Below are 26018 nucleotides of genomic sequence, written 5' to 3'. Positions count from 1 at the left end.
GAGAAAGGTGCGCGATGGTGGACGGCGGCGTACGGCGGGGGCGCGGCAAGGTGCTCGTGGTGGGTATGGACGGGTTGCGCTTCGACCGGCTGCCCCTCCCCCGGCCCCCGGCCGGGGGGACCCCCTTCCCGCTTCGCCCGCCGACCACGGCCCCCGTGCTGCACGGCCTGATAGCCGAGGGCGCCCACGGCAGCAGCCTGCTCCCCTACGGCGAGGTGGACGGTCAGGCGGAGAACGGTCCGTCCACCAGCATGGCCTACACCGACTCCGGCCCCGGCTGGTCGAGCGTGCTGACCGGGGTGTGGCCCGACCGCCACGGGGTGACCGGCAACGACTTCACGGGCGCCGACTACACCCGATTCCCCGACTTCCTCAGCCGCGCCGCCACCGCGCGGCCGGGTCTACGCACGGCGGCGGTGGTGTCCTGGCCCGAACTGGTCGACCGCGGCACCCTGGGCCCCGCCATCGACGAGCGCGTGCGGTACGACGGCGAGTCCGACGGCTACGAGGGCGCGGACCGCCTCGTCGCCGACACCGCCGTGCGCTGGCTCACCGAGGACGACCCGGACATCGTGTTCGTGTACTTCGGCGCCACCGACGAGGCCGGCCACGCGACGGGCCCCCTCACCCTCGCCTACGACCAGGCCCTCCTCGCCCAGGACACCCACCTCGGGCGGCTGCTTGACGCCATCGACGCCCGGCGCTCCGACCCCGCCCGTGGAGACGAGCACTGGACGGTGCTGGTCACCACGGACCACGGGCATCTCGACACCGGCGGCCACGGAGGCGACACGCATGCCGAGCGCGAGGTCTTCGTCGTCCTCGCCGAGCCCGGAACGCCCGGCGGCACCCGGCTGGACACACCCCGCCTCATCGACATCGCCCCCACCGTCCTGGACCGTCTCGGCATCCCCGCCGACCCCGCCTGGGGTCTGCGGGGCCGCGTCCTGCCCCGACCCACCACGTCCCCCCTGTCACCACCGACTTCGGAACGGTCATGACCATCGATCCCCTGATCGCCCTGCGCCCCTGGGAGTCACCCGAGGTGACCTCCTGGGGGCGCATGCCCATGAACGCCGTCGACCGGCGCTCCGGAGCACTCCCCCTGGACGGCGACTGGAGGTTCCAGCTGCTGCCAGCCCCGGACGCGCCGGTCGGCAGTGCCTGGTCCTCGACGCACGTCCCCGGCGCCTGGACCCTCCAGGGCACCGACGACCTCCCTCAGTACACCAACGTCCAGATGCCGTTCCCCGAGTTCCCGCCGTCCTCCCCCGCGGCCAACCCGACGGGTGTGTACGAGCGTGAGGTGGACGTGCCCGCCGAGTGGGCCGGGCGGCGGATCGTGCTGCAGGTCGGCGCGGCCGAGAGCGTGCTGCTGGTGCACGTGGACGGGCGGCCCGTCGGCATCTCCAAGGACTCGCACCTGGCCGCCGAGTTCGATCTGACGGCCGCGGTGCGTCCCGGCGAGCGGGCCACCGTACGGCTGACCGTGGTGAAGTGGTCGGACGCCACGCACGTCGAGGACCAGGACCAGTGGTGGCACGGCGGGATCACCCGCTCGGTGCTGCTGTACGCGACGGACCCGCTGTATCTCGCGGACGTAACCGTACGCGCGCGTGCCGACGGGGAGTTGCGGGTCGACTGCCAGGTGCGGGACACGGGCGGCGCGCTGCCGGAGGGCTGGTACGTCACCGGTGAGCTGGACGGTGAACACCTCGCGCAGGACGCCGAGTTCGACCGGTTCAACACCGAGGACGACCGCGTCTCCGACTTCCTCGGCGAGCCCCGGATCCTGGCCACCGTGCCCGAGGTGCGCGCCTGGAACGCCGAAACCCCCGAGCTGTACGGCCTGACCGTGCGCCTGCACCGCGCCGACGGGTCAGTCGCCGACACTTCGCAGCACCGGATCGGCTTCCGGGACGTCGAGATCGTCGGCCGGGACCTGCTGGTCAACGGCGAGCGGATCTTCATCCGCGGCGTCAACCGGCACGACTTCCATCCGCTGACGGGCAGGACGGTGTCGTACGACGACATGCGCGCCGATCTCGTCTTGCTGAAGCGCTTCGGCTTCAACGCGATCCGCACCGCGCACTACCCGAACGACCCGACGCTGTACGACCTCGCGGACGAGCTCGGCTTCTACGTCGTCGACGAGGCGGACATCGAGTCCCACGACCACGCCCACGAGATCGCCGACGACCCGCGCTATCTCGGCGCCTTCGTGGACCGGGTCTCGCGGATGGTGCTGCGGGACAAGAACCATCCGTCGGTCATCATCTGGTCGCTGGGCAACGAGTCCGACTACGGGGCCAATCACGACGCGGCGGCGGGCTGGGTACGCCGGCACGACCCGACGCGGCCGCTCCAGTACGAGGGCGCGGCCAAGCGCGGCTGGGCCGACCCGGACCTGGCCTCCGACATCGCGTGCCCCATGTACGCCCCGCTGGAGGACTGCGTCGCCCACGCGCTCTCCGGGGAGCAGACCAAGCCGCTCATCCAGTGCGAGTACTCGCACGCGATGGGCAACAGCAACGGCACGCTGGCCGACCACTGGGTCGCCATCGAGGCCACCCCAGGTCTTCAGGGCGGCTTCATCTGGGAGTTCTGGGACCACGGCATTCTCCAAAGCGTGAGCGATGGCAGACCGGTCGGGCGCGGTGGCGCCGGCCTGTACGACAACGGTGTCGCCGCGCCCGGCCATCGCTGGGCGTACGGCGGCGACTTCGGCGAGGCGATCCACGACGGCGCGTTCATCGCCGACGGGGTCGTCTTCCCCGACCGCACGCCCAAGCCCGTGATGTACGAGCACCGGGAGCTCGCGGCGCCGGTGCGCATGGAGTGCTTCCGGCACGAGGGCATCGTCCTCGGCAACCACCAGCACTTCCGCGGCCTGGACTGGCTGTCCGCCCGGTGGGAGCTGTCCCTCGCGGACGGCCGCACCCTGACCGCCGACGCCGAGCTGCCCAAGCTCTGCCCGGGCGAGACGGCGGCGGTGCCGCTGCCGTTCGCGCTGCCCGAGGACGGCGGCGAGGCCTGGCTGACGCTGCGGGTGACGACGGCGGACGACGAGCCGTGGGCGCCGCGCGGCACGGAGGTGTGCGCACCCCAGCTGCGGCTGCGCGCGGCACCGACGCCGGTCTCGACGGACGTTCCCGTGGCGGGCCCGCCCGTCGAGGTCGACGACGAGGGCCTCCTCGTCCACCCCCTCCTGGCGGTCGCCCCCACGCTGTCCCTGTGGCGGGCGCCCACCGACAACGACGAGCTCGGCGGCATCGCGCTGCGCTGGCGGGTCTGGGGGCTCGACTCGCTCGTCCGCAAGGTCGTCTCCGTGCAGCAGGACGACAGTGGGAGTGTGACCGTGCACGCCGAGTACGCCGGGACCGTCGGCGTCGTCCGCCACCTCCAGGTGTTCACGCCCGTCGCGGGCGGTGTCCAGGTCGAGGAGTCGGCCGAGCTGCCCGAGGAGTTCGACGACGTGGCGCGGGTCGGCTCGGTGTTCGAGACAGGGCCGGGCCTTGACCTGCTGGAGTGGTTCGGGCAGGGCCCCTGGGAGTCGTACCCGGACCGCAGCGCGGGTGCGCCCGTCGGGCACCACTCCCTCTCCGTGGACGAGCTGTTCACCCCGTATCTGCGGCCGCAGGAGAGCGGCGGCCGGCACGGCGTACGGCACTTCACGCTGTCGGCGCCGGACGCCACCGGCCTCGCGGTAGAGCTGGACGAGCCGCGCCAGGTGTCCGTGACCCGCTTCCGCGCCGCGGACCTGACCGCCGCCGCACACCATGACGAGCTGGTCCCGCGCCCCGGGTGCGTGGTCCACGTCGACGCCTCCCACCGGGGCCTGGGCACCGCGTCCTGCGGCCCCGACACCTCACCGTCCTACCTCGTCCCGTCGGGCGTCCACCGCTGGAGCTGGACCCTGCGCACCCTCTGATCCAACCCCCCGCAGCTCTCAACACGCCCAACTCCTCAGCTTTGCCACGCCCTTTCACTGGAGACGATGTGTGCACTTCGCACGAGCCCGGGCAGGAGTCTGCCTGCGCCCACGCCGGGAGACGCAACTTTCTTCGGGCCACCGCGCTGATCGGCGCGGCGGCCACCACCGCGGTCACGCTGCCGGCCGTCGCCGAGGCGGCCCCGCAAGAACAGCAGCAATGGCGGCCCGACTCCGAGAGCCGTCGCTTCACGCTCGCCGTGATGCCCGACACGCAGTACCTCTTCGACGGGCCGAGCATCAACCCGGCGCCGATCGAGGCCTCCCTGCAGTATCTCCTGGAGCACGGCCAGGACGAGAACATCGTCTTCCTGTCCCACCTGGGCGACCTCACGGAGAACGGCGCCCAGGCCGAAGTCGCCGCGATCAGCGAGGCGTTCGGGCTGCTGGACGAGCGCGGCGTCGGCTACAGCGTCGTGGCCGGCAACCACGACGTGAGGTCCTCCACGGACGACCAGCGCGGCTCGACGCCGTACTTGGACGCCTTCGGGCCGCAGCGGTTCCAGGGCAAGCCGACGTTCGGCGGCGCCTCCCCGGACGGCTACAACACCTTCCACCTCTTCGGGGCCGCAGGCAGGAAGTGGATGGTGCTCGCGCTGGACTGGCGGCTGTCGGCCAAGGGTTACGCATGGGCCAAGGAGGTCATCGCCCAGCACCCGAAGACGCCGGTGATCCTCACGACGCACGAGCTGGTCGTCGAGGACGACACCCTCTCCACGTACGGGCAGCAGCTGTGGGACCAGCTGATCGAGGACCACGACCAGATCTTCCTCACCCTCAACGGGCACTACTGGCCCGCCGGCCGGACAACCCGCAAGAACGCGGCCGGACATGAGGTCCACCTGCACCTGACGAACTACCAGAACCGCTACTTCGGCGGCGCGGCGATGATCCGCCTCTACCACTTCGACCTGGACCGGAACGTCATCGACGTGGAGACGGTCTCCCCGTGGATCCTGGGCCGGGCCGCGCAGGGGCTCAACGAGCTGGAGCGGGAGGAGATCGAGCTGAGCGGCGACGCCGACCGTTTCTCGGTCGAGATCGACTTCGCCTCCCGCTTCTCCGGCTTCGATCCGGTGCCGCCGCGCCCGGCGCGCCCCGCCTCGCAGATGCTCGTCCCCGGCACGGTCGCCTACTGGCGCTTCGACGGACACGCTGACCGTACGACGGTCAGCGGCACCGTCCGCGACCTCTCCGGACGCGGCAACGACCTCACCCTGGTCACGGTGGACGGCGGAAAGCTCACCTGGTCGTCGGACCACCACCCCGACCAGCCCGGCCACGGCAGCCTGGAGTTCCACGGCTACAAGCCCCCGGTGAGGGGCGCGTACCTGCGCACAGTCCCCGGCGCTCCGCTCAACGCGGCGACGTTCAAGGACGGTTACACCATCGAGGCCTTCTACCGCCTCCCCGCCGACTGGGACGCCGCGCACAACAAGTGGGCGGGGCTCGTCAGCCGCACCGGCACGGGCGGCGCCGCGGGCAAGACCGAGGACGACCCGGACGAGCCGCTGGCCACGCTCTCCCTGTCCGACGGTCCCGGCCCGCAGTGGGCGGTCCGCCCGCTCAACCAGGAGGGCATAGCGACGAACTGGGGCGACGAAACGGCGCGGGAGGTGTGGTGGCATCTCGCCGTCGTCAACGACGGCTCCCACACGACGCTGTACGTCCAGGGCTGCCCCGTCGCCCGCAATCCCCACGCCCCGGCCGTCGGGCTCACCTCTGTCGGGCTGCCGTGGCTGCTCGGCGGCTACGAGTACGCCGGGCAGATCGACCAGATCCTGTACGGACGGCTGGGCGACGTCCGGATCGTCGCACGGGCGCTGCCCGTCACATCGTTCATGAACCACTGAACTGTCTGAGGAACGCCATGACCGAGCAGCAGCTGCCCGCCTGGGCAGACCCGTCCGTCTCCCCCTCCTCCCTCGACGCCCAGGGTGTCTCCAGACGCGGGCTCCTGCGCGGCGCGGGCCTGTTCGGCGCCGCCTTCGCCCTCGGCTCGGCGGCCGTGCCCGCCGCGGCCTCCGAGCCGCGCTTCGGCGGCGACGACCCCCGCCTCGCCTACCTCGTCGGCGACCACCACATCCACACCGTCTACAGCCACGACGCGAAGTACACGTTCTCCCAACTGGCCGCCGCGGGCGCCGAGTACGGCCTCGACTGGATGGTGTTCACCGAGCACTCCAACTTCGGGCACGCCAAGTACGGCGCCCCGCTGGAGCACGACGAGATCCTCAAGGCCCGCGCCGAGAACCCGCGTCAGCTGATCTTCCAGGGCCTGGAGTGGTACATCCCGGCCGCCGAGCACTGCACGGTGTTCGCCGCCCCCGGCCCTCATGAGGTGGACGTCCTCACGCAGTTCGAGAGCGCCTACGACGGCAAGCTGCTCGGCTACACCGACGGCTCCGCCGGCGGCGCGGACACCGCCCGCAACGAGGCGCACGCAGTCAAGGGCATCCAGTGGTTGGCCGAGCAGCGCCGCACCGGCTACGTCGACGACGTGCTGGTCCTCGCCAACCACCCCATGCGTCTGGGCATCGACTCCCCGCACGAGATACGGGCTTGGCGGGACGCGGCCCCCGACATCATGATCGGCATGGAGGGAGCACCGGGCGCCCAGGGCGCGGCCATCCCCGGCTGGCGCAGCTCGACGTCGATCCGCGGCGAGTACGAGAACAAGCCGTCCGCACAGTCCTGGGCCGGTTACCCGGCGGACGGCTACCTCACGTACGGCGGCTTCGACTGGGCGACGGCGACCGTCGGCGGGCTGTGGGACGCGATGCTCTCCGAGGGCAGGCTGTTCTCCGTCACCACCAACTCCGACGCCCACCGGATCGTCTTCGACACCTGGAAGAACGGCGACTGGCCGGCCGGGCAGAACTTCGACAACACCGGCAAGCTGCCCGACCCGGTCAACACCGACACCCCGCAGCCGGGCAGCGACTTCTGGCCCGGCCAGTTCAGCCGCACCCACGTCGGCGTCACCCGCTACGGCTACCGCGCGGTGATGGCGGGCCTGCGCGCGGGCCGCGTCTGGCTGGATCACGGGCATCTGCTCGACGGGCTCGACGTGCGGCTGCGGCGCGACTGCGACTTCGGCACGGGTGTCACCCTGGGCGGCCGGCTGCGCGTCCGCAAGGGCGAGAAGCTCACCCTGTCGGTCACCGTGACGAGCGCCTCGCGCCCCAACACCCAGGGAATCCTCCCCGAGTTGGCGCACGTGGACGTCATCCGGGGCGCAGTGACCGGTCCCGTGTCCGACCGCGACACCTGGCGGGCGCCGGACACCAAGGTCGTACGCACGGTGGACGTGTCGGGCCGCAAGGGGACGTACACCCTGCGCATCCCGCTGACCGCCGGTGACGAATCCTTCTACGTCCGGCTGCGCGGCAGCGACGGCAAGCGCAATGGCGCGGGCTACCTCGGCGCCTCGGTCGACCCGCACGGGCCGATCCCCCACGAGCCCGGAAACGGTGACCCGTGGGCCGATACATGGTTCTATGCCAACCCCATCTTCGTCGACGTGGCAGGTGCCTGATGAAGCGTCAACTCCTTGCTCTCGCCTCCTTATTAGGTGCCCTCACGCTCACCGCTCCGGCGGCGTTCGCGGCCGACGCGACGCACTGGGCGGAGACCGGCACCGCCTACACCGACACGCTGGGCGGCGGCCAGGGGCTCGCGAGCCTCGCGGATGGCTCACTGCTGTACCGCGGGCTCACGGACATCCCCCTCGACCTGCGCATCGCGGGCTGGAACCACGTCGGTGACCCGGACATCTCGAACGGCTATGTCTTCGACGCCTACCAGGGCGCCGACACGGCCGCCTCCAAGATGTACGCGGTCACCACACCGGCCGGGCAGCGCTACCAGTACCTGCACACGCTCAACACGGGCGAGAAGGTGAACAACTCCTTCGCCACCGTCTCGCCCGACGGGCAGTGGATGGTGTCGGGCGAGTGGGGCGACATGAACCGGCTCCAGGTCTTCCCCACCCCCCTGCTCAACCCGTCGACGCCGGCGACGGGCGGGGCGCTCGGCGAGGCCTGGCAGATCACCCTGGACAAGACCGTGCGCGACATCCAGGGCTGCGACTTCGTGACCGACACCCGGCTGGTGTGCTCCTCCGACGACGACTCGGCCACGCTGTTCCCCGAGGTCCGGCCCCTCCTCCAGGTCGACCTGCCGCGCAAGCTGGACGGGCAGCCGATCACCGGTGCGGTGACGAGCCTGTTCGCGCTGCCGCAGCGCAGCCTGTGCACCGAGACGACGTACGAGGCGGAGGGCGTCGACTACGACGTGAACAGCGGCACCCTGCGCGCGGAGGTGATCCAGCCCGGCGTCTGCGCCCTGTCGACGACCGTCTACTCGTATCAGCAGGTCACGGGCTGACCAACTGATCGATCCAGGCGTACCGTGGGCCGCGTGACCGGTGAAGAGGTGGTGCGGCCCCAGTCGCTCATGCTGACGTTCCTGGGCGACCAGGTGCTCGGGCGTGACGTGTGCGTGTACTCGGGCAGTGTCATCGACGTCTTCGCCCGTGCGGGCGTCGGCGAGCAGGCGACGCGCTCGACGCTGACCCGCATGGTGAACCGCGGTCTGCTGCGCCGCCAGCGCGAGGGCCGCCGGATGTACTTCGGTCTGACCGGGCGTTCGGCGGCCGTCCTGCGCGACGGCGAGCTGCGCATCTGGCGGACCGGTGCCGTCAACCGGCAGTGGGACGGCACCTGGACGCTGCTCGGCTTCTCGCTGCCCGAGTCCTGGCAGCGCCAGCGCCACGACCTGCGCTCCCAGCTCACCTGGAGCGGCTTCGGCCCCCTGTTCAGCGGGCTGTGGATCGCGCCCGGCGAGGTCGACGTGACGGAACTGGTCGCCGAACTCGGCCTGTCCGCCCACGTCAAGGTCTTCCGCGCGCACGCCGACTCCGGGATGGACATCGGCGCGATGATCGAGGAGACCTGGGAGCTGAGCGAACTGGCCGCGGGCTACGAGGCGTTCGTGCGGCGCTGGCAGGCGTGGGAGACGCAACTCCCGGAGCCCGACGACGCGTTGACCCTGCGGCTGCGCCTCCAGACGGAGTGGCTGCGGATCATCCGGCGCGATCCGCGCCTGCCGGTGCGGCATCTGCCGGAGGACTGGCCGGCGGAACAGGCCGAGAAGACGTTCCGGACGGTGCACGAGCGGCTCACCCCGCTCGCCCGGGACGCCTCGGAGCGCCTTCTCGACCTCGTGCCGGTCCGCCCCGATCAGGCGTAGAAGCGCGACAGGCTCTGCAGCACCGCCGCCGGCTTGGCGCCGCCCTCGATCTCGACCGTGCCGTCGACGGTGATCTGCACCCCGCCCGGCACGTCCTCGACGTCCGCCAGCTTCCCGATGAGCCGTATCCGCGAGCCGACCTTCACCGGCGAGGGGAAACGCACCTTGTTCAGGCCGTAGTTGACCTTCGTCGTCACGCCCTGGACGTCCAGCAGCTCGGTGAACAGAGGGATGAAGAGGGAGAGGGTGAGATAACCGTGGGCGATCGGCGCGCCGAAGGGACCCTCGGCGGCCTTCTCCGGGTCGACGTGGATCCACTGGTGGTCGCCCGTGGCGTCGGCGAAGGTGTCGATGCGCTCCTGGGTGATCTCGATCCACTCGCTGGTGCCCAGGTCGCTGCCGGCCAGCTTCTTGAGTTCGTCGAGGCCGTTCACGGTGATGCTCATAAGTAGCCTGTTCCTTAAGGGAGTTGGTTGCCGAAGCGCTTGCGCACCCGGGACTTCAGGAGCTTGCCGGAGGCGGTGCGCGGGAGTTCGTCCGCGACCACGACCGACTTCGGGATCTTGTACTTGGCGAGCCGGCCGGACAGCGAGGCGAGCACCTCGTCCGGGTCCAGTTCGGCGCCCTCCCGGGGCACGACGACCGCGCGCGGCACCTCGCCCCACTTGTCGTCCGACACGCCGATCACCGCGCACTCGACGATGTCGGGGTGGGCCAGGAGCAGGTCCTCGATCTCGGCGGGGTAGATGTTCTCCCCACCGGAGATGATCATGTCCTTGATGCGGTCGACGATGAAGACATAGCCGTCCTCGTCTACCCGGGCCGCGTCCCCGCTGCGGAACCAGCCGTCCGTGAAGGAGGCGGCCGTCTCCTCGGGCAGCCCCCAGTAGCCGGGCATGACATGCGGGCCGCGGACCACGACCTCGCCGGTCTCGCCGACGTCGACCGGCACGAGGTCCGGCCGTACGACCCGTACGTCGCTGAAGAAGTGCGGCACACCCGCCGAACCGGCCTTGCTCTGCGCGTGCTCGGCGTCCAGGAACAGCGTCCCGGGCGCGGCCTCCGTCATGCCGTAGCCCTGGAGGAAGGTGAGCCCGCGCTCCTGGTAGGCGGCGATCAGCGGAGTCGGCACCGGGGAGCCGCCGCAGGTGAGGATCCGCAGCGAGGACAGGTCGGCCTCCGCCCAGCGCGGATGCCGGGCCACCTGGTCGAACATCGTCGGCACACCGAACATGAAGGTGATCCGGTGCCGGGCGATCAGGTCGAAGGTGGCGTCCGGGTCGAAGGCCTCGACCAGGACACAGGTGCCGCCCTTGAGCAGCACCGGCAGGGTGAGCATGTTCAGGCCGGCCGTGTGGAACAACGGGGCGGAGACCAGGGCGCGTTCGTCGGCGATCAGGTCGTGGTCGACCAGGACGTTGACGGCGTTCCAGATCAGGTTGCCGTGCGTGAGCATCGCGCCCTTGGGACGCCCTGTCGTCCCCGAGGTGTACATGATGATGCAGGTGTCGTCGGCGGTGACCGGTGCGTCGATCGGCTCGGCGGAGGCGGTGGCCAGCGCCTCCTCGTACTCGGCGCCGACCTCGACGTACGTACGGACATCCGTACTGCCCGGCAGTCCGGCTACGAGTCCGGCGTGCGAGGGGCCGTAGACGAGGGCCTTGGCGCCGGAGTCGGCGAGCTGGTAGGCGATCTCGGGGCCGGCCAGGCGGGTGTTGAGCGGGACGAAGACCGCGCCGAGCGTGCCGGCCGCGAACAGTGTCTCCAGGTAGGAGGGGTGGTTCGCGCCGAGGTAGGCGATCCGGTCGCCGCGGCGCACGCCCCGGGCGCGCAGGGCGTGCGCGAGGCGGGTGGTGCGTTCGTACAGGTCGGCGTAGGTGAAGGTGGCGTCGCCGTGGATCAGGGCGGTGCGGTGCGGGGTCTTGCGGGCCCGGCGTGCGGGCCACGACCCCAGTCCCTCGTTGCGCATCGTTGCGCCCCTCTACGAGTTACGGAGTTACGGTTTCGTCAGCCCGAGCAGCCGGGCCGCGTTCTCCTTGAGGATCTTCGGTCTGACCTCGTCCTTGATCGGCAGCTTCGCGAAGTCGGCGAGCCAGCGGTCGGGGGTGAGGACGGGGTAGTCGGAGCCGAAGAGGACCTTGTCCTTCAGCAGGGTGTTGGCGTACTGCACCAGCTGCGGCGGGAAGTACTTCGGCGACCAGCCGGACAGGTCGATGTGCACGCCCGGCTTGTGTGTGGCGACGGCGAGGGCCTCGTCCTGCCAGGGGAAGGACGGATGCGCCAGGATGATCTTCAGGTGCGGGAAGTCGGCGGCCACGTCGTCCACGTGGAGCGGGTTGGAGTACTTGAGGCGGATGCCGCCCCCGCCGGGCACTCCGGCGCCGATTCCCGTCTGGCCCGTGTGGAACAGGGCGATGGTGCCGGTCTCCTCGATCACCTCGTACAGGTCGTACGCCACCGACCGGTCGTTGGGGAAGAAGCCCTGGACGCTGGGGTGGAACTTGAAGCCCTTCACCCCGTACTCCTCGACCAGGCGGCGGGCCCGCTTGACCCCGGCCTTGCCGCGGAAGGGGTCGATCGAGGCGAAGGGGATCAGCACGTCCGGGTTGGCGGCGGCGGCCTCGGCGACCTCCTCGTTGGGGACGGGCTCGGTGCCGGTCGCGGACTCGGCGTCGACCGTGAAGATCACGGCGGCCATCTTCCGCTCTCGGTAGTAGGCGGCCGTCTCCTCCAAGGTCGGCTTCCGCTTGCCCTCGACCTTGAAGTAGGCGGAGGAGGCGTCGTGCAGGTCGTCGTCCAGGGAGGAGTGGCCTTTGGAGGACACCTCCGCATGGGTGTGGACGTCGATCGCGACGAGTTCGTCGAGGTTCATGGGGGGTGCCATCACGCCTCCGGCAGCTTGGGCGCGGGAATGCCCACCGACTGGAGCTCGGCGCCGACGGAGGTCGGGAAGGCGTCGGCCAGGGTGTCGGGGGTCCAGCCGCCGTCGGCGTACGCCGCGCTGATCTCCTGCGGATGCGACCAGAGTGCCACCTTGTCGCCGCCGATGCCGATGGCCTGGCCGGTGATGCCACGGGCGGCCTCGGAGGCGAGGAAGGGGACGAGGGCCGCGCAGTCCTCGGGGGTGCCGAAGCCCTCGCCCTTGCGCAGGAAGTCCGGAAGCGGTTCGCCGTTCCTCATGGCCTCGATGTACGGGGCGAAGGCGGGGATGGTCTCGGTCATCGCGGTCGCCGCGACCGGCACGATCGCGTTGACGGTGATACCGGCCCGGCCCAGCTCCATCGACCAGGTGCGGGCCATGGCGGCGATGCCGGCCTTCGCGGCGGCGTAGTTCGTCTGCCCGAAGTTGCCGCGCTGACCGGCCGGCGAGCCGACCAGGATCAGGCTGCCGCCCTCGCCCTGCTCGCGCATGCGGACGGCGGCGGCGCGGGCGCAGGTGAAGGTGCCCTTGAGGTGGATGGTGATCACCGCGTCGAAGTCCTCGTCGGTCATCTTCCACAGGACCTTGTCGCGCAGGATGCCCGCGTTGGTGACCAGGATGTCCAGCCGCCCGAACTCCTCGACCGCCCGGTTGACCAGCCGCTCGGCGGCCTCGGCCGTGCCGACCGGGACGACCTCGGCGACGGCGGTGCCGCCCGCCTCGGCGATGGACTTGACGGCCTGCTCGGCCACGGCCTCGTCGACGTCGTTGACGACCACGGAGGCTCCGTGGGCGGCGAGAGCGTGCGCGTAGGCGAGGCCGAGGCCCCGGCCACTGCCGGTGACGACGGCGACCTTGCCGGTCAGATCGATGCTGGGCACGGGTGAGTCCCTTCACAAGGCGATGCGGCTGCGAGACGCACCTGGGTGCGGCTTCGAGATCGAAGCTAAGAGCAATAATTGTCGACGTCAATAGTTGTTGATGACCTACGGGTGAGACATGCTGGAATCTCCAGGACGCATCGAGCCCAAGGAGTCCGCCATCACACGCCAGCACGTCACCCCGGAGCCCATCGACGCGGCCGAACCCTGGATGCGTGGACTGCACGCGGACACGGGCTACCTGCTGTACCGGCTGGGCCTGCGCTCGGGTCAGCTCTTCAACTCCTTCCTCCAGGAGTCGGGGCTGCGCCTGCGCCACTACGCGGTGCTGCGTTTCCTCGCCACCACCGAGGGGGCGCTGCAGCGCGAGCTGAGCGTCCGGCTCGGCTACGACCCGAGCGCGATCGTGGGCCTGGTCGACGACCTGGAGAAGCTGGGCTTCGCCGAGCGCCGCCCCGCCCCGGACGACCGCCGCAGCCGGATCGTGGTCCTCACCGAGGAAGGCCGCGCCTTCCTGCGCGGCACCGACGAGGCCGGCCTGCGGGTGACCAACGACCTGCTCGGCCCGCTCGACGCGGCCGAGCGGGAGACGCTGCAGGCGCTTCTGCTGCGGATCGCGGAGGACGAGTCCAACTGATGTTGTGCAAATGATTGACGACCGCACGGGATATGCCTAACTTCACGGTGCAAGCGCGCCCCGTCCCCAGGGAGCTCACCGTGCAGTCATCCCCCTCCACCGCTCAACCGTCCCCCGACACCCGGCAGTTGCGCCGCGTCGCACTGTCCGGCCTGCTCGGCACCGCCGTCGAGTTCTACGACTTCCTCGTGTACGGCACCGTCGCCGCCCTTGTCTTCGGCGAACTGTTCTTCCCCCAGGCCGACCCCGCGGTCGGCACCGTCGCCGCCTTCGGCACCTTCGCCGCGGGCTATGTGGCCCGCCCCCTGGGCGGCATCGTCTTCGGGCACTTCGGCGACCGGCTCGGCCGCAAGTCGATGATGCTGCTGACCATGGTCCTGATGGGCTGCGGCAGCTTCCTCATCGGCGTGCTGCCGACCTACGACGCGATCGGCGTCTGGGCGCCCGTCCTCCTGGTCACCCTGCGTGTGGTGCAGGGTCTCGCGATCGGCGGCGAGTGGGGCGGCGCGACCCTGATGGTCGTCGAGCACGCCGAACACGCGCAGAGCGGCCGCCGCGGCATGTGGTCCAGCTTCACCATGCTGGGCGCTCCGGTCGGCTCCGTGCTGTCCGCCGGAGTGGTCACCCTGGTCTCCACGCTCCCCGACGAGCAGTTCCGCACCTGGGGCTGGCGGGTGCCGTTCCTGCTGAGCGTCGTACTGCTGGCCGTCGGCATGTTCGTGCGGCTCAGGGTCGTGGAGAGCCCGCTGTTCACGCAGGTCAAGCGGGAGCCCCTGGACAGGCCGCCGGTCCTGGAGGTGCTGCGCCGGCCCAAGCCCGTACTGCTCGCCTGCTGTGTCGGCATCGGCGCGTTCACCGCGCAGTCGCTGCTGACCGGCTTCATGATCTCGTACGCGGTCGGGCACGGCTACAGCCGCTCGCAGGTGCTCACCGCCGTGACCATCGCCTCCTGCGTGGCGCTGGTCGTGCTGCCCGCCGCGTCCGCCCTGTCCGACCGGGTGGGCCGCCGCCCGGTGGTCCTGGCCGGCGCGATCGCCTCGGCCGCGCTCGCCTTCCCCGTGCTGGCGCTGGTCGACTCGGGCTCCCCCGGCCTGCTGATCCTCGCCCTCGCCCTGGGCCACGGCGTCGCCCAGTCCACGATGTACGGCCCGCTCGGCGCCCTGCTCACCGAGATGTTCGGCACCCGGGTCCGCTACACGGGCGCCTCGCTCGGCTACCAGGCCGCGACCCTGGTCGGCGCCGGTTTCTCCCCACTGATCGCGAGCAGCCTGCTGGCCTCGTCCGGCGGCAGCAGCACCCCCGTCTCGCTGCTGCTGTGCGGCGGCGCGGCCATCACGGCGCTCACCGTGTGGCGGCTGCGCGAGACGCACACCGACACCCTCGACGCCTCCCCTTCCCGCATCACCACCCCCACACCGGAAGGCACGCCCCGATGAGAACCCGCACCGCCTTACTCACCCTCGGCATGCTCCTGTGCACGGCGACCGCCGTGCCCGCACACGCCGCCACGGACGCCCACATCGAAGGCCAACTCCCCTCGGGAGCCGCCTACTTGATGGACGTACCCGCCGACTGGAACGGCACCGTCCTGCTCTACAGCCACGGCTACCGCGCGGGCGGCTGGCCCAACCCGGCCCAGAACTCCCCCGACTCGGACACCCGGACCGGGACGACGGCCAAACTCCTCGCCGAGGGGTACGCGTTGATCGGCTCCTCGTACGCGACGACCGGCTGGGCCGTCACGGACGCCGTGCCCGACCAGCTGGCCACGCTGGACCTGTTCACGGAGAAGTTCGGCGCGGCCCGGCGGACGGTCGCCTGGGGCACCTCGTACGGCGGGCTCGTCACGACGACGCTGGCCGAGCGGCACGCCGACCGCTTCGACGGGTCGCTGTCGATGTGCGGGCTGGTGCACGGCGGTGTCGCCAACTGGAACAGCACGCTGGATCCGGTGTTCGCGCTGAAGACCCTGCTCACCCCGGACTCCGACATCCCGCTCACCGGTTTCACCGACCAGGCGGAGGCGCAGAGCGCGGCGACGACCCTGGCCACCGAGGTCGCCTCGGCCCAGCAGACCGCCGAGGGCCGCGCCCGGATCGCCCTGGCCGCCGCCCTGCACAACATCCCCGGCTACAACGACCCCGCGCAGCCCGAGCCCGGCCCCACCGACTGGGACGCCCAGCAGGCCAACCAGTACACCGCCGTCACGGGCCTGATCCGGCTGCCCGCCTTCAGCTGGCGGCAGGAGGCCGAGACCCGGGCCGGCGGGAACCCGTCCTGGAACACGGGTGTCGACTACACGCGGATGCTCCGGCACTCCTCGGTGTACAAGGAGGTGACGGAGCTCTACAAGGAGGCGGACCTGTCCTTGCAGAACGACCTCGCGGCCCTCGACCGCGCACCCCGCATCTCCGCCGACCCCGCGGCCGTACAGTGGACGCGGAGCACCAGCGTCTTCACCGGCCGGCTCACCGATCCGCAGCTCGACATCCACACCACGGGTGACGCGCTGATCCCGGTCCAGTCCGAGAGCGCCTACCGGCGCGCCGCCACCGCCGCGGGCTCGGGAGCCCTGCTCAGCCAGGCCTACGTCGACGGGCCCGGCCACTGCACCTTCACCTCGGGCGAGATGCTCGGCGCCCTGCACACCCTGGAACACCGTCTGGACTCGGGCCGCTGGGACACCTCGGCCGCCACCCTCAACGCCCGTGCCGAGCAGGAGGACCCGACGACCGAGGCCCGCTACGTGACCTACGCCCCGGGCCCCTACCCGCGCCCGTACGACCTCGCACACCCCGGAGACACCCGGCAATGACCACCCGCTCCGCACCCGACCGGCTGCTGTCCGTCCTCGCCGCGTTCGACCACGAACACCCGGCGCTGGGCCTCACGGACATCAGCCGGCGGGCCGGGCTGACCCTCACCACCGCGCACCGACTCGTGGGCGCGCTGACCGAGTGGGGCGCCCTGGAGCGGGACGAGTCCGGGGTGTATCACGTCGGGCTGCGGCTGTGGGAGGTGGCGGCACTCGCGCCGCGCGGGCTGGCGCTGCGGCAGGTCGCGCTGCCGTATCTGGAGGACCTGTACGAGGCGACGCACGAGAACGTGCAGTTGGCGGTGCGGGACGGGTCGGAGGTCGTCTACATCGAGTGGATCTCCGGGCGTTCGGCGGTCGGCGTGCACATCCGGATCGGCGCGCGCTGGCCCCTGCACGCCACCGGGGTCGGCCTCGCCCTGCTGGCCAACGGGGAAGCCGACCTCCAGGAGAAGTACTGCGAGGGCCCGTTGGCGTCCTTCACCCCGTACACCCTCACCGACCCGGCACGACTACGGCGCGTACTGGCCGAGGTGCGGCGCACGGGCGTCGCGGTGAGCAGCCGCCAGGTCACCGATGACGCACTGTCGGTGGCGGCGCCGGTGCGCGGGGCGGGCGGGTCAGTGGTAGCCGCCGTCTCCGTCGTAGTCCCGCAGGCGGACGCCCAGGTACCGGCACTGATCCCGGCGGTACGACTGGCGGCACGAGGCATTTCAAGGGCACTGGGCTGGCAACCAGACCCACGCTGACGGAACCCCGCCAGGGGCGCGGGGAACTGCGCGACCAGCCCCCACGGACCCGCGGAAAACGAACAACGCAGAACAACGGAGCGCAAAGACACGTCAGCGAACCGTCGCACGGCCCGCGTAAGTCACGGTGTCCCCCGCATGCTTCGCGTTGCCCCGGCACACGAGCGTCGCCGCACCCGCGTTCTTCGGCCGGGTGACAGTCCAGCGGGCGGTGATGCGATCGCCCGCGCCGAGCCGTACCGCGGTGACCCGGCCGATCGAGCTGATGGTCCAGCCCTTCGGCGCGAAGAGGTCGAGCTTGGGCTCGGTCCAGGGCCGCCCGGAACCGTTGGCGAACGTGGCGGACACCGTCAACTCCGTTCCCTCGCCGCTCACTTGGAGCGTGACCCCGAACGGCTTTCGGATGTACGGCTCCGCCCACGAACCCCGCATCAACTTGACCATCGCATCGGCCTGGCCGGGCCGCGCGGCGGCCAGGTCATGCTGCTCGCCGGGATCCTTCGCGAGGTCGTACAGCTCGACCTCCCAACGCCGGTCGGGCGCCCGGCGGTTCTGCCCGGGGGCGAACCGCACCGCCTTCATGTCGCCGCGCCGCAGCGCCTCCGCGAGGCGGCGGCCCCGGCCGTGGTCGACGGCGTCGGCGCGCGGGGTGGTGCCGGCGTGGTTGCGATAGAAGTACAGGTGGTCGTGGCGGGCCGCGTCCTTGGAGCCGCTCAGCAGCGGGGCGAGGGAGAGGCCGTCGATGTCCGTGGGGGAGGGCGCGCCCGCGAGTTCGGCGAGGGTGGGCAGCAGGTCGGTCAGCGGGGTGGGCCGGTCCGTGGTGCCGGACGGCACGCTCTTCGGCGACCAGGCGATGAGCGGGACGCGAATGCCGCCCTCGTACAGGTTGCGCTTGAAGCCGCGCAACGGGCCGTTCCCGTCGAAGAGTTCGGGATCGGTGCCACCCTCCTCGTGCGGTCCGTTGTCGCTGGTGACCAGGACGATGGTGCGCTGCGCGAGGCCCAGGTCGGTCAGCCGGTCGGTGACCGCGCCGACGAGCGTGTCGAAGGAGGTGACCTGGGCGGCGTGCCGCTTGTTGGGCCCGGTCCAGGGCTCGTCCGCGTAGTCGCCGAGGTGCGGGTCCTGGCTGGGGGCGTGCGGGACGGTGGGGGCGAGGTAGAGCAGGAACGGCTGGTTCTTGCGCGAGTCGAGGAAGTCGAGGGCGCGTTCCTGGATGAGGTCGGGCGCGTAGACCTTGCGGGCGCCGCCCTTGTTGGCGGGGATCTCCTGCTTGGTGCCGTTGTGCCAGAGGTACTCGGGGAAGTAGTCGTGCGCGTGGCCGTGGGTGATGTAGCCGTAGAACTCCTCGAAACCACGGGAGTTGGGGTGGCTCGGCTGGTCCGGTTCCTCGGGGCCGAAGCCCCATTTGCCGATGACGCCGGTCCGGTAGCCGAGGGCCCGCAGCGCCTCGGCGAAGGTGAAGTCCCGGTCGGTGAGGGCGCCTTGGCCGCCCGCACCCCACGGGTTCTCGCGCACGGTGGCATGTCCGCTGTGCAGCCCGGTGAGCAGGGAGCAGCGCGAGGGGGCGCAGACCGGGGCGGCGGAGTAGGCGTCGGTGAAGCGCAGCCCCTGGGCGGCGAGGGCGTCCAGGCGCGGAGTGTGGATCAGTTTCTGGCCGTAGGAGCCGAGTTCGCCGTAGCCGAGGTCGTCGGCGAGGATGACGACGAAGTTGAGCCGGTTGGACGGCGCCTGAACGACGGGCACGGCGGAGGCCTGCGCGGGCTCCGCGACCGGTCCCTGGGCCGGCTGCGCCCCGTCGTCGCCGGCCTCGCATGCCGTGACCGCGGCGGTCGCGCCCAGCACAGCGGCGGATCCGGCGAGGAAGCGGCGGCGGCTCGTCATTCGGTGAGTCTCCTGTACGGCAGTTGTGCGCGGTGGTGAACCGATGATGAACGGGACACTCGGTGCAAGACCATGCACAGGGTGTGAACGCTCTGTTTCAACCCGTGAGAGGGAATTCCGCGGCTGTCGGTTCCCTGTCCGGGGCATCGGAAAGATCACGAACAGAATCCCTCACGAACGGAACCTCGAAATCCCTCCGACCGGCGAGGCGGGGACCCAGGCGCCGTCGCGATACTGGAACCGCCCTTGCCCCGAGGAGCCGCTCATGTCCCCCCTGTCCTGGTTCACGCGGGTCGTCGCCCAGTTGCGCACGGCGAACCCGTACGTCGTCGACGCGGCACTGGCCGCGCTGGTGCTGTTCGCCGCCTCGCTCCAGTGGATCTTCCCAGACGACGGGGACGTCCGGTTGACCTGGCAGGGCTTCCTGCTCGGCGCCGGTACGGCGGTGCCGCTGGTGTGGCGGCGCCGGGCACCGTTCCTGACGGCGTGTCTGGTGTCGGTGGCCACACCGACCATGGCGATCCATCACGCGCCGCCGCCGGAGGTGATGTACGGCGGTCTGGTCGTCCTCTACACCGTGGCCGCCGCGTGTCCGCCCGGTCAGCGGCGCATCATGCTGGTGGGCTGGCTGATCGGCGTCTCGGTCACCATGCAGCACAAGTTCGACCCGCAGCCCTTCGAGTACGCCTTCCATCTGCTGAGCGTCGTCTGCGCCTACGGGTTCGGGATGCTCGCCCGTGTCCAGCGCGCCTACACGGCCGAACTGGAGGCCCGGGCCCGGCGCCTGGAGCGGGAGCGGGCCGCCGACACCGCGCGTGCGCTGGCCCAGGAACGGGCCCGGATCGCCCGGGACATGCACGACATCCTGGCCCACGCGGTGAGCCTGATGGTGGTGCAGGCCGAGGCGGGACCGGTCGTCGTGCGCAGCGACCCGGCGCGGGCGGAGGCCGCGTTCGAGGCGATCGCGGAGGCCGGACGGGACGCGATGACGCAACTGCGGCGGATTCTCGGCGTGCTCAAGGAGGAGCGGACGGGCGGCAGTTCACGCCCTCTGCCGCAGCCGGGCGTAGCCGCGCTGCCCGCGCTGGTCCACCAGGTCGCCGAATCCGCCGGGCTGCGCGTCGAGTTGCGGACGTCGGGCGAGCCGCGCCCGCTGCACCCGGACACGGAGATCGCCGCCTACCGCGTGGCCCAGGAGGCGCTCACCAATACCGTCAAGCATGCGTACGCTTCCTCGGCGACCGTCGAACTCGACTGGGGGGAGGCCGAATTGACGCTCACGGTGACGGACGACGGCAACGGCCCGGCGGGCCCGGGCGGCGGTCACGGGCTCATCGGCATCCGGGAGCGGGCCGCCGCCTGCGGGGGCGGCGCGGATGCCGGGCGCGGGGCGGAGGGCGGCTTCCGGGTCGTCGTACGGCTGCCCGTGGCCGTGGACCGGCAGGCGGCCCTGGGGTGAGCATCCGGGTGGTCGTCGCCGACGACCAGGAGCTGGTCCGCAGCGGCTTCAGCATGATCCTGGAGGCGCAGCGGGACATCGAGGTGGTCGCCGAGGCCGGGGACGGCGCCGAGGCGGTCGCCGCGGTGCGCCGGCACGCCCCCGACGTACTGCTCCTCGACATCCGGATGCCGGTCGTGGACGGCCTGGAGGCGGCCCGGCAGGTGTGTGCGCAGTCCAGCTGCAAGGTCGTCATGCTGACCACCTTCGACCTGGACGAGTACGTGTACGAGGCGCTGTACGCCGGCGCCAGCGGCTTTCTCCTCAAGGACGTGCGGCGCGATGACCTCGTCCACGCCGTGCGGGTGGTCGCGGCCGGCGACTCGCTGCTCGCGCCGACGGTGACGCGCCGACTGGTCGCGGACATCGTGCGGCGCCGCCGCGAGGAGGCCGTCGCCGAGATCACGCCGCGCCGCCTGGAGGTGCTCACCTCGCGCGAGGAGGAGACCCTCCGGCTGCTGGCCCGCGGGCTGTCCAACGCGGAGATCGCCACGACCCTGTTCGTCAGCGAACACACCGTCAAGACCCATGTCAGCAATGTGCTGGGCAAGTTGGGCCTCAGGGACCGGGTACAGGCCGTCATCTGCGCGTACGAGACGGGCCTGGTGACCCCCGGCTCCCCCTAGCGAGTGAGATGCGGGCCCCTCTCCCCCGTACGACGGAGGCCGGGAAACCGCTCCCTCCGGCGATCCGCCGGCGCACCCTCCCGCACGAGCCTGAGTGACACGTTGCCAGACGTCGAACTCGCCGGGAGTGACCGTGCTGTCCACACTCGCCCGGGCGGCGACCCGCCGCCCGCTGACCGTCATCCTCTTGTGGGTGCTCTTCCTGTTGCTCGGCTTCGGGCTCGGGACGGGCGTCTTCGCGCGGCTCTCCGACAACGTGCCCGAAGTCCCGGGCACCGAGTCGGAACGGGCCGCCCAGTATCTCGACGGCGCCGACCCGACCGGTGAGTCCTTCACCGCCGTCGTCTCCGGCGTCGCCGTCTCCGACCCCGCGCTGCGCGGCCAGGTCGAGCGGGCCGTGGCGGACGTACGGAATCTCGCCGGGGTCGCGGCGGTGCCGGACCCGTACGAGACGCGCGGTCTGGTCGCCGAGGACGGGCGGGCGCTGCTCGTCTCCGTCACGCTCAAGGGCGGCCTGGACGACGACGCCGAGGAACGGGCGGTGGACGACGCGGCGGCCCGTATCCAGCGGATCGACGCGCCCGAAGTGCACGTCAGCGGCGGCCCGTTGCTCGGCGAGCAGCTCGGCGAACGGGCCCAGGAGGACGTCAGGAACGCCGAGTTGATCTCACTGCCGGTCGTACTCGCCCTGCTGCTCGTGGTGTTCGGCGGACTGCGTGCCGCCGCGCTGCCGCTGGTGATCGCGGTCAGTGGGATCGCGGGAGCGTTCCTGGCGCTGTTCCTGTTCAGCGAGGTCACCGACATCTCCGTGTACGCGATCCAGGTCACCACGATGCTGGGGCTCGGACTCGCCGTGGACTACGCCCTGTTGCTGCTGGTCCGCTTCCGCGAGGAACGACGCGACACCGCGGACGTCGTCGAGGCGGTCCATCGCACGGTCGCACGGGCGGGCAGGACCGTGCTGTTCTCCGGGCTCACGGTCGCCGTCAGCCTGACCGGCCTGTTGGTCTTCCCGAGTGTCTTCCTGCGCAGCATGGGCCTGGCGGTGGCCGCGGTCGTGGTCATCGACATGCTGGCCGCGCTCACCCTGCTGCCCGCGCTGCTGACGCGCTTCGGCGGCAGGATCCCGCCCGCGAAGACCCTCCCGGAGGGCGAGGAGGGCCGCCTCTTCGCGCGTCTGGCCCGGTTCGCGACCCGTCGCCGGGTCGCCGTCGTGGCCGTGGTCGTGCCGGTGCTCCTCGTCCTTGCGCTGCCCGTCACCGGCATGCGGATCAACATCGGGGGCGCCGACCAGCTGCCGTCGAGCACCGAGGCACGGCAGTTGTACGACACCGTGGACGCGCACTTCCCGCCGGGCACCGGGATCTCTCCGGTGACGGTCGTCCTGAGGCCGGGCACGGACGCGGCGACCGCCGACAACATCCGTGCGCTGTCCGCGGGTTCGGAATCCCGTGACCTCCCGGGTGGCGCCACCGTGGTCGAACTCCGGCCGCCCGGCAGCGCTGACGGCGAGGGCGCCACCGACCTGGTGCAGCGGGTGCGGGACCTGCGCGGCGACGAGCCGGTCGAGGTGACCGGTGTGGCCGCCCGCCTCGTCGACTTCCGGGACATGCTCGCCGACCGTGCGCCCTGGGCGGCCGTGACCGTCCTGGCCGGCATCTTCGCCCTGCTGTTCGCCTTCACCGGCTCGGTGCTGATCCCCCTGCGCACCATCGCGACGACGCTGCTCAGTCTGGGCGCCGCGCTCGGAGTGGTGGCCTGGGTCTTCCAGGACGGGCATCTGGCCGGCCTCCTCGGCTCCCAGGAGCTTGGCGCGCTGAGCCTGACCGCCCCGCCACTGATCATCGCGATCGCCTTCGGACTCGCCATGGACTACGAGCTGTTCATCCTGGCCCGGATGCGCGAGGCCCGGCGCCTCGGCGCCGACGACCAGGAGGCCGTGGTGACCGGCCTGCGCCGCTCCGGCCGCGTGGTCACCTGCGCCGCCCTTCTCCTCGCCGTCGTCTTCGGCGCCTTCATGACGGGCGGCTTCGCCCCCATCCTCCAGATCGGACTCGGCCTCACCCTCGCGGTACTCATCGACGCCACGGTCGTACGCATGCTGCTCGTCCCGGCGACGATGGCCCTCCTCGGCCACCGCGCCTGGTGGGCACCGACTCCACTGCGCCGGGCGCACGAGCGGATCGGACTGCGGGAGGAGGAAGAGACGCTCGAGGTCATCGCAAGGTGAGTGTGGTTTCGGATTCGACGCGGGTCAGCTTCTCGGGGTTGCGGACGTAGTAGAGCCCGGTGATGCGGGCGTCCTCGACCCGGATCGCGATGACGCCGTCGAGTTCGCCGTCCAGGTGTACGACCAGTGCCGGGCTGCCGTTGACCACGGTGGGGCCGACGATGACGGGGAGCTGGTTCTTGCCGAAACCGCCGATGATGAGGCGGCCCACCTTGTCGGCGCCGATGATCGGCCGCAGCGCGGCCTGCTTGACTCCGCCACCGTCGCCCATCAGGACGACCTCAGGGGCGAGCACGTCGAGCAGGCCCTGCAGGTCACCGGTTTCGAGCGCCCGCTGGAACGACTCCAGCGCCGCCCGGGTCGCACTCGCGGAGACCACCTCGCGAGGGCGGCGGGCGTCGACGTGCAGACGGGCCCGGTGGGCGATCTGGCGGACGGCCGCCGGGGTCTTGTCGACGGCGGCCGCGATCTCGTCGTAGCCGACGTCGAAGACCTCGCGCAGCACGAAGACGGCACGCTCCGTCGGCGACAGCGTCTCCAGGACGAGCATCAGCGCCATCGACACACTCTCCGCGAGCTCGACGTCCTCGGCCACGTCCGGCGTGGTGAGCAGCGGCTCGGGCAGCCAGGGACCGACGTACGCCTCCTTGCGGCGCTTCATCGTGCGCAGCCGGTTGAGCGCCTGCCGGGTCGTGATCCGGACGAGGTAGGCGCGCTGGTCGCGCACCTGCTCCAAGTCGACACCGACCCACCGCAGCCAGGTCTCCTGGAGGACGTCCTCCGCGTCGGCGGCCGATCCGAGCATCTCGTACGCGACGGTGAAGAGCAGGTTGCGGTGGGCGACGAACGTCTCGGTCGTCGGGTCGGTGGCGTCCACGGCGTGGTCCCTTTCGTCTTCGTCAGCCGGTGAAGGGCTCGATGCCGAAGCGGCCCCACGCGACGAAGGCCGCGAGCGCGAGATAGACCGCGTTGAGCATCACGAGCTTGAACTGGCCCAGGCGGCCATGGGTGATCATCGCGCCGACCATGAGCAGAGTCCAGCAGACGGCGGTCACCGGCACCATGAGCGGCGCGATGTCGAGCACGGCGGGCAGGATCAGGCCGGCCGCGGCCAGGAGTTCAAGGACCCCGAGGCGCTTGACGAAGCCGGCGCCGACGCTTTCGGTCCATTCCCCGCCGTGCTGCGCGGCCAGTCTCTCCCTGGGGACGAACGCCTTGGTGGTGCCTCCGGCCAGGGCGACCGCGGCCAGCAGTCCGGCGGCGATCCAGAGGGTGAGGTTCATAGTGGTCTCCGTAAGTCGTCAGGCGGCCTGTTCAGCGGTGACCGGTACCTCGCCGCGCTTGGTCCGCAGCAGCTCCCGGCGCTTGTCGTCCTTGGTCCACCACTTGTGCGCACCGGGCTTGCGCGCCTCGTACGACAGCTGCCAGGGGATGCCCTTGCAGATGAACTCCTTGATCCGCGCGCCCAGTCGGCCGCCCGCGTAATACCTCTTGGCGGTGTCGTCCCGACCCGTGAGCTGAAGGAGGCCGGCCCGACGGCCCAGGCTGATGCACTGGCTGACGAACCCCACGTCGACGGGTGCGGGCAGCTCACCCGCGAGCCGGCTGAGCACCGTCGCGGCGGCCTGCGGGCCCAGTTGGACGGCGGCCTGGCAGCTCATCCGGTACGGCAGGTCCGAGGGCGCCGCCGAATCGCCGGCCGCGACGATGCGTACGTCGTCCACGCTCGTCAACGTCTCGTCCGTGAGCAGCCGGCCGAGGGCGTCGGTGCTCAGCCCGCTGCGTGCGGCCAGGTCCGGGACCCCGAACCCGGCGGTCCAGACAGTCACCTCGCTCGGCAGCTCGCGGCCGTCGGCGAGCCGCACGGCCTCGCCTGTCACGGCGGTCACCTTCGTGTCGGGGCCGTCGAGCACGCTCACCCCGAGCTTGGCCAGCCGCCTGGCCACCGCGCGCCGGCCCCGAGGGTGCAGGGACGGGCCGAGCGCACCGCCGCACACCAGGGTCACGGTGCGGCCCAGTTCCGCCAGTTCGGCGGCGGTCTCGATGCCGGTCGCACCGGCACCGACCACCGTCACCGCGGCCGTAGCGGGCATGGCGTCGAGTACGGGCCGCAGCCGCTGCGCCTCCTCCAGACTGCCGATCGGGTAGGCGAACTCGGCCGCTCCGGGCACGCGCGGGTCGGCGCTGCCACTGCCGACCGCGTAGATCAGGTAGTCGTAGCCGACCGTGTCTCCGGTCGCGAGAGTGACGGCTCGCTCGGGGGCGTCGATCCGGGTCACGGTGTCGACGACCAGCCGGACGCCCTCGGCCAGGACCTTGCGGTAGTCGAGGACCGCGTCGTGGGATCCGCCCACAAGCTGGTGCAGGCGGATCCGCTCGACGAAGTTCGGGCGCGGGTTGATGAGGGTCACTGTCACGTCGTCGCGCCGGGTCAGGCGGTTGGCGGCCATGACGCCGGCGTATCCGCCGCCGATCACAACGACATCGGTGTTCTCGCTCACGGTGTCTCCTCCGTTTCCCCTCCTCTTCGAAGGGGT

The 26018-nt window shown here is 71.3% G+C and carries 21 protein-coding genes; 13 read left to right on the top strand and 8 right to left on the bottom strand.

Features of this window, described 5'->3' with window-relative positions; all coding sequences use genetic code 11:
* The first annotated feature begins 14 nt into the window (after nucleotides 1-14).
* From AC5DRG_RS43705 to AC5DRG_RS43680, 6 genes are all read left to right on the top strand, one after another.
* Nucleotides 15-1001 (top strand): alkaline phosphatase family protein, encoded by a 987-nt coding sequence (locus AC5DRG_RS43705; RefSeq protein ID WP_491805444.1) that lies wholly within the window; start codon nucleotides 15-17, stop codon nucleotides 999-1001.
* Nucleotides 998-3931 (top strand): glycoside hydrolase family 2 TIM barrel-domain containing protein, encoded by a 2934-nt coding sequence (locus tag AC5DRG_RS43700; RefSeq protein WP_491805442.1) that lies wholly within the window; start codon nucleotides 998-1000, stop codon nucleotides 3929-3931. The genes AC5DRG_RS43705 and AC5DRG_RS43700 overlap by 4 nt, the downstream gene beginning before the upstream one ends.
* 68 nt (nucleotides 3932-3999) lie before the next feature.
* Nucleotides 4000-5844: a LamG-like jellyroll fold domain-containing protein gene (locus AC5DRG_RS43695; RefSeq protein WP_491805440.1), complete on the top strand. Its 1845-nt coding sequence runs from the start codon at nucleotides 4000-4002 to the stop codon at nucleotides 5842-5844.
* Between the two features lie 17 nt (nucleotides 5845-5861).
* Nucleotides 5862-7529: a PHP domain-containing protein gene (locus AC5DRG_RS43690; protein WP_491805438.1), complete on the top strand. Its 1668-nt coding sequence runs from the start codon at nucleotides 5862-5864 to the stop codon at nucleotides 7527-7529.
* Nucleotides 7529-8380, top strand: a complete 852-nt coding sequence (locus tag AC5DRG_RS43685) for a hypothetical protein (RefSeq protein ID WP_491805436.1) — start codon at nucleotides 7529-7531, stop codon at nucleotides 8378-8380. The genes AC5DRG_RS43690 and AC5DRG_RS43685 overlap by 1 nt, the downstream gene beginning before the upstream one ends.
* 33 nt (nucleotides 8381-8413) lie before the next feature.
* Nucleotides 8414-9244, top strand: coding sequence for a PaaX family transcriptional regulator (locus tag AC5DRG_RS43680; RefSeq protein ID WP_491805434.1), 831 nt, complete (start codon nucleotides 8414-8416; stop codon nucleotides 9242-9244).
* Here the strand turns inward: AC5DRG_RS43680 and AC5DRG_RS43675 are convergent.
* Genes AC5DRG_RS43675 through AC5DRG_RS43660 form a run of 4 tightly spaced genes read right to left on the bottom strand, consistent with a single transcriptional unit; the run spans nucleotide 9235 to nucleotide 13045 of the window.
* A complete protein-coding gene (locus tag AC5DRG_RS43675; RefSeq protein ID WP_491805432.1) occupies nucleotides 9235-9690 on the bottom strand; it encodes a MaoC family dehydratase in 456 nt (151 codons plus the stop codon). The two genes, AC5DRG_RS43680 and AC5DRG_RS43675, sit on opposite strands and share 10 nt — an antisense overlap.
* 14 nt (nucleotides 9691-9704) lie before the next feature.
* On the bottom strand, nucleotides 9705-11213 hold the full coding sequence (gene menE, locus AC5DRG_RS43670) for an o-succinylbenzoate--CoA ligase (RefSeq protein ID WP_491805430.1): 1509 nt from the start codon (nucleotides 11211-11213) through the stop codon (nucleotides 9705-9707).
* A gap of 27 nt (nucleotides 11214-11240) precedes the next feature.
* Nucleotides 11241-12116: an amidohydrolase family protein gene (locus AC5DRG_RS43665; protein ID WP_491813315.1), complete on the bottom strand. Its 876-nt coding sequence runs from the start codon at nucleotides 12114-12116 to the stop codon at nucleotides 11241-11243.
* Between the two features lie 11 nt (nucleotides 12117-12127).
* Nucleotides 12128-13045 (bottom strand): SDR family NAD(P)-dependent oxidoreductase, encoded by a 918-nt coding sequence (locus AC5DRG_RS43660; RefSeq protein ID WP_491805428.1) that lies wholly within the window; start codon nucleotides 13043-13045, stop codon nucleotides 12128-12130.
* Between the two features lie 118 nt (nucleotides 13046-13163).
* Here AC5DRG_RS43660 and AC5DRG_RS43655 point away from each other — a divergent pair, with 118 nt between their 5' ends.
* The 4 genes from AC5DRG_RS43655 (at nucleotide 13164) to AC5DRG_RS43640 (ending at nucleotide 17246) form a co-directional block, all read left to right on the top strand.
* Nucleotides 13164-13682 carry a MarR family winged helix-turn-helix transcriptional regulator gene (locus tag AC5DRG_RS43655; protein WP_491805426.1) on the top strand — a complete coding sequence of 173 codons (519 nt, stop codon included), beginning with the start codon at nucleotides 13164-13166 and terminating at the stop codon, nucleotides 13680-13682.
* Between the two features lie 80 nt (nucleotides 13683-13762).
* Nucleotides 13763-15118, top strand: a complete 1356-nt coding sequence (locus tag AC5DRG_RS43650) for an MFS transporter (protein ID WP_491805424.1) — start codon at nucleotides 13763-13765, stop codon at nucleotides 15116-15118.
* Nucleotides 15115-16497: a prolyl oligopeptidase family serine peptidase gene (locus tag AC5DRG_RS43645; RefSeq protein ID WP_491805422.1), complete on the top strand. Its 1383-nt coding sequence runs from the start codon at nucleotides 15115-15117 to the stop codon at nucleotides 16495-16497. The genes AC5DRG_RS43650 and AC5DRG_RS43645 overlap by 4 nt, the downstream gene beginning before the upstream one ends.
* Entirely contained in the window at nucleotides 16494-17246 is a 753-nt protein-coding gene (locus tag AC5DRG_RS43640; RefSeq protein WP_491805421.1) for an IclR family transcriptional regulator, read from the top strand. Before AC5DRG_RS43645 ends, AC5DRG_RS43640 begins: the two co-directional genes overlap by 4 nt.
* 93 nt (nucleotides 17247-17339) lie before the next feature.
* On the opposite strand, the gene AC5DRG_RS43635 is transcribed toward AC5DRG_RS43640, so the two are convergent.
* A complete protein-coding gene (locus tag AC5DRG_RS43635) occupies nucleotides 17340-19127 on the bottom strand; it encodes a sulfatase-like hydrolase/transferase (RefSeq protein ID WP_491805419.1) in 1788 nt (595 codons plus the stop codon).
* 265 nt (nucleotides 19128-19392) lie between these two features.
* Here AC5DRG_RS43635 and AC5DRG_RS43630 point away from each other — a divergent pair, with 265 nt between their 5' ends.
* From AC5DRG_RS43630 to AC5DRG_RS43620, 3 genes are all read left to right on the top strand, one after another.
* A complete protein-coding gene (locus AC5DRG_RS43630; protein WP_491805417.1) occupies nucleotides 19393-20586 on the top strand; it encodes a sensor histidine kinase in 1194 nt (397 codons plus the stop codon).
* Nucleotides 20583-21251 (top strand): response regulator, encoded by a 669-nt coding sequence (locus tag AC5DRG_RS43625; RefSeq protein WP_491805415.1) that lies wholly within the window; start codon nucleotides 20583-20585, stop codon nucleotides 21249-21251. The genes AC5DRG_RS43630 and AC5DRG_RS43625 overlap by 4 nt, the downstream gene beginning before the upstream one ends.
* Nucleotides 21252-21384: 133 nt before the next feature.
* Nucleotides 21385-23481 (top strand): MMPL family transporter, encoded by a 2097-nt coding sequence (locus AC5DRG_RS43620; protein ID WP_491805413.1) that lies wholly within the window; start codon nucleotides 21385-21387, stop codon nucleotides 23479-23481.
* Here AC5DRG_RS43620 and AC5DRG_RS43615 read toward each other — a convergent pair.
* The 3 genes from AC5DRG_RS43615 to AC5DRG_RS43605 are packed head-to-tail and all read right to left on the bottom strand — an operon-like array spanning nucleotide 23468 to nucleotide 25982.
* Nucleotides 23468-24358 carry an RNA polymerase sigma-70 factor gene (locus tag AC5DRG_RS43615; protein ID WP_491805412.1) on the bottom strand — a complete coding sequence of 297 codons (891 nt, stop codon included), beginning with the start codon at nucleotides 24356-24358 and terminating at the stop codon, nucleotides 23468-23470. The two genes, AC5DRG_RS43620 and AC5DRG_RS43615, sit on opposite strands and share 14 nt — an antisense overlap.
* 22 nt (nucleotides 24359-24380) lie before the next feature.
* Nucleotides 24381-24764, bottom strand: a complete 384-nt coding sequence (locus tag AC5DRG_RS43610; RefSeq protein ID WP_491805410.1) for a DoxX family protein — start codon at nucleotides 24762-24764, stop codon at nucleotides 24381-24383.
* A gap of 18 nt (nucleotides 24765-24782) precedes the next feature.
* The gene (locus AC5DRG_RS43605) at nucleotides 24783-25982 is read right to left on the bottom strand and encodes an NAD(P)/FAD-dependent oxidoreductase (RefSeq protein ID WP_491805408.1); all 1200 of its coding nucleotides are present in this window, start codon (nucleotides 25980-25982) and stop codon (nucleotides 24783-24785) included.
* Nucleotides 25983-26018 lie beyond the last annotated feature (36 nt).

This window comes from Streptomyces sp. JLBG701 (assembly GCF_058544905.1).
Note: the sequence above shows the minus strand (reverse complement) of the source record. Positions and strands in the feature narration are given on the sequence as shown.

Bases quoted from the DNA above. Each gene is read 5' to 3' on its own strand.
- AC5DRG_RS43705 (WP_491805444.1), top strand. From the start codon at position 15: ATGGTGGACGGCGGCGTACGGCGGGGGCGCGGCAAGGTGCTCGTGGTG.
- AC5DRG_RS43700 (WP_491805442.1), top strand. From the start codon at position 998: ATGACCATCGATCCCCTGATCGCCCTGCGCCCCTGGGAGTCACCCGAG.
- AC5DRG_RS43690 (WP_491805438.1), top strand. From the start codon at position 5,862: ATGACCGAGCAGCAGCTGCCCGCCTGGGCAGACCCGTCCGTCTCCCCC.
- AC5DRG_RS43685 (WP_491805436.1), top strand. From the start codon at position 7,529: ATGAAGCGTCAACTCCTTGCTCTCGCCTCCTTATTAGGTGCCCTCACG.
- AC5DRG_RS43675 (WP_491805432.1), bottom strand. From the start codon at position 9,690: ATGAGCATCACCGTGAACGGCCTCGACGAACTCAAGAAGCTGGCCGGC.
- menE (WP_491805430.1), bottom strand. From the start codon at position 11,213: ATGCGCAACGAGGGACTGGGGTCGTGGCCCGCACGCCGGGCCCGCAAG.
- AC5DRG_RS43665 (WP_491813315.1), bottom strand. From the start codon at position 12,116: ATGAACCTCGACGAACTCGTCGCGATCGACGTCCACACCCATGCGGAG.
- AC5DRG_RS43655 (WP_491805426.1), top strand. From the start codon at position 13,164: ATGCTGGAATCTCCAGGACGCATCGAGCCCAAGGAGTCCGCCATCACA.
- AC5DRG_RS43645 (WP_491805422.1), top strand. From the start codon at position 15,115: ATGAGAACCCGCACCGCCTTACTCACCCTCGGCATGCTCCTGTGCACG.
- AC5DRG_RS43640 (WP_491805421.1), top strand. From the start codon at position 16,494: ATGACCACCCGCTCCGCACCCGACCGGCTGCTGTCCGTCCTCGCCGCG.
- AC5DRG_RS43635 (WP_491805419.1), bottom strand. From the start codon at position 19,127: ATGACGAGCCGCCGCCGCTTCCTCGCCGGATCCGCCGCTGTGCTGGGC.
- AC5DRG_RS43630 (WP_491805417.1), top strand. From the start codon at position 19,393: ATGTCCCCCCTGTCCTGGTTCACGCGGGTCGTCGCCCAGTTGCGCACG.
- AC5DRG_RS43610 (WP_491805410.1), bottom strand. From the start codon at position 24,764: ATGAACCTCACCCTCTGGATCGCCGCCGGACTGCTGGCCGCGGTCGCC.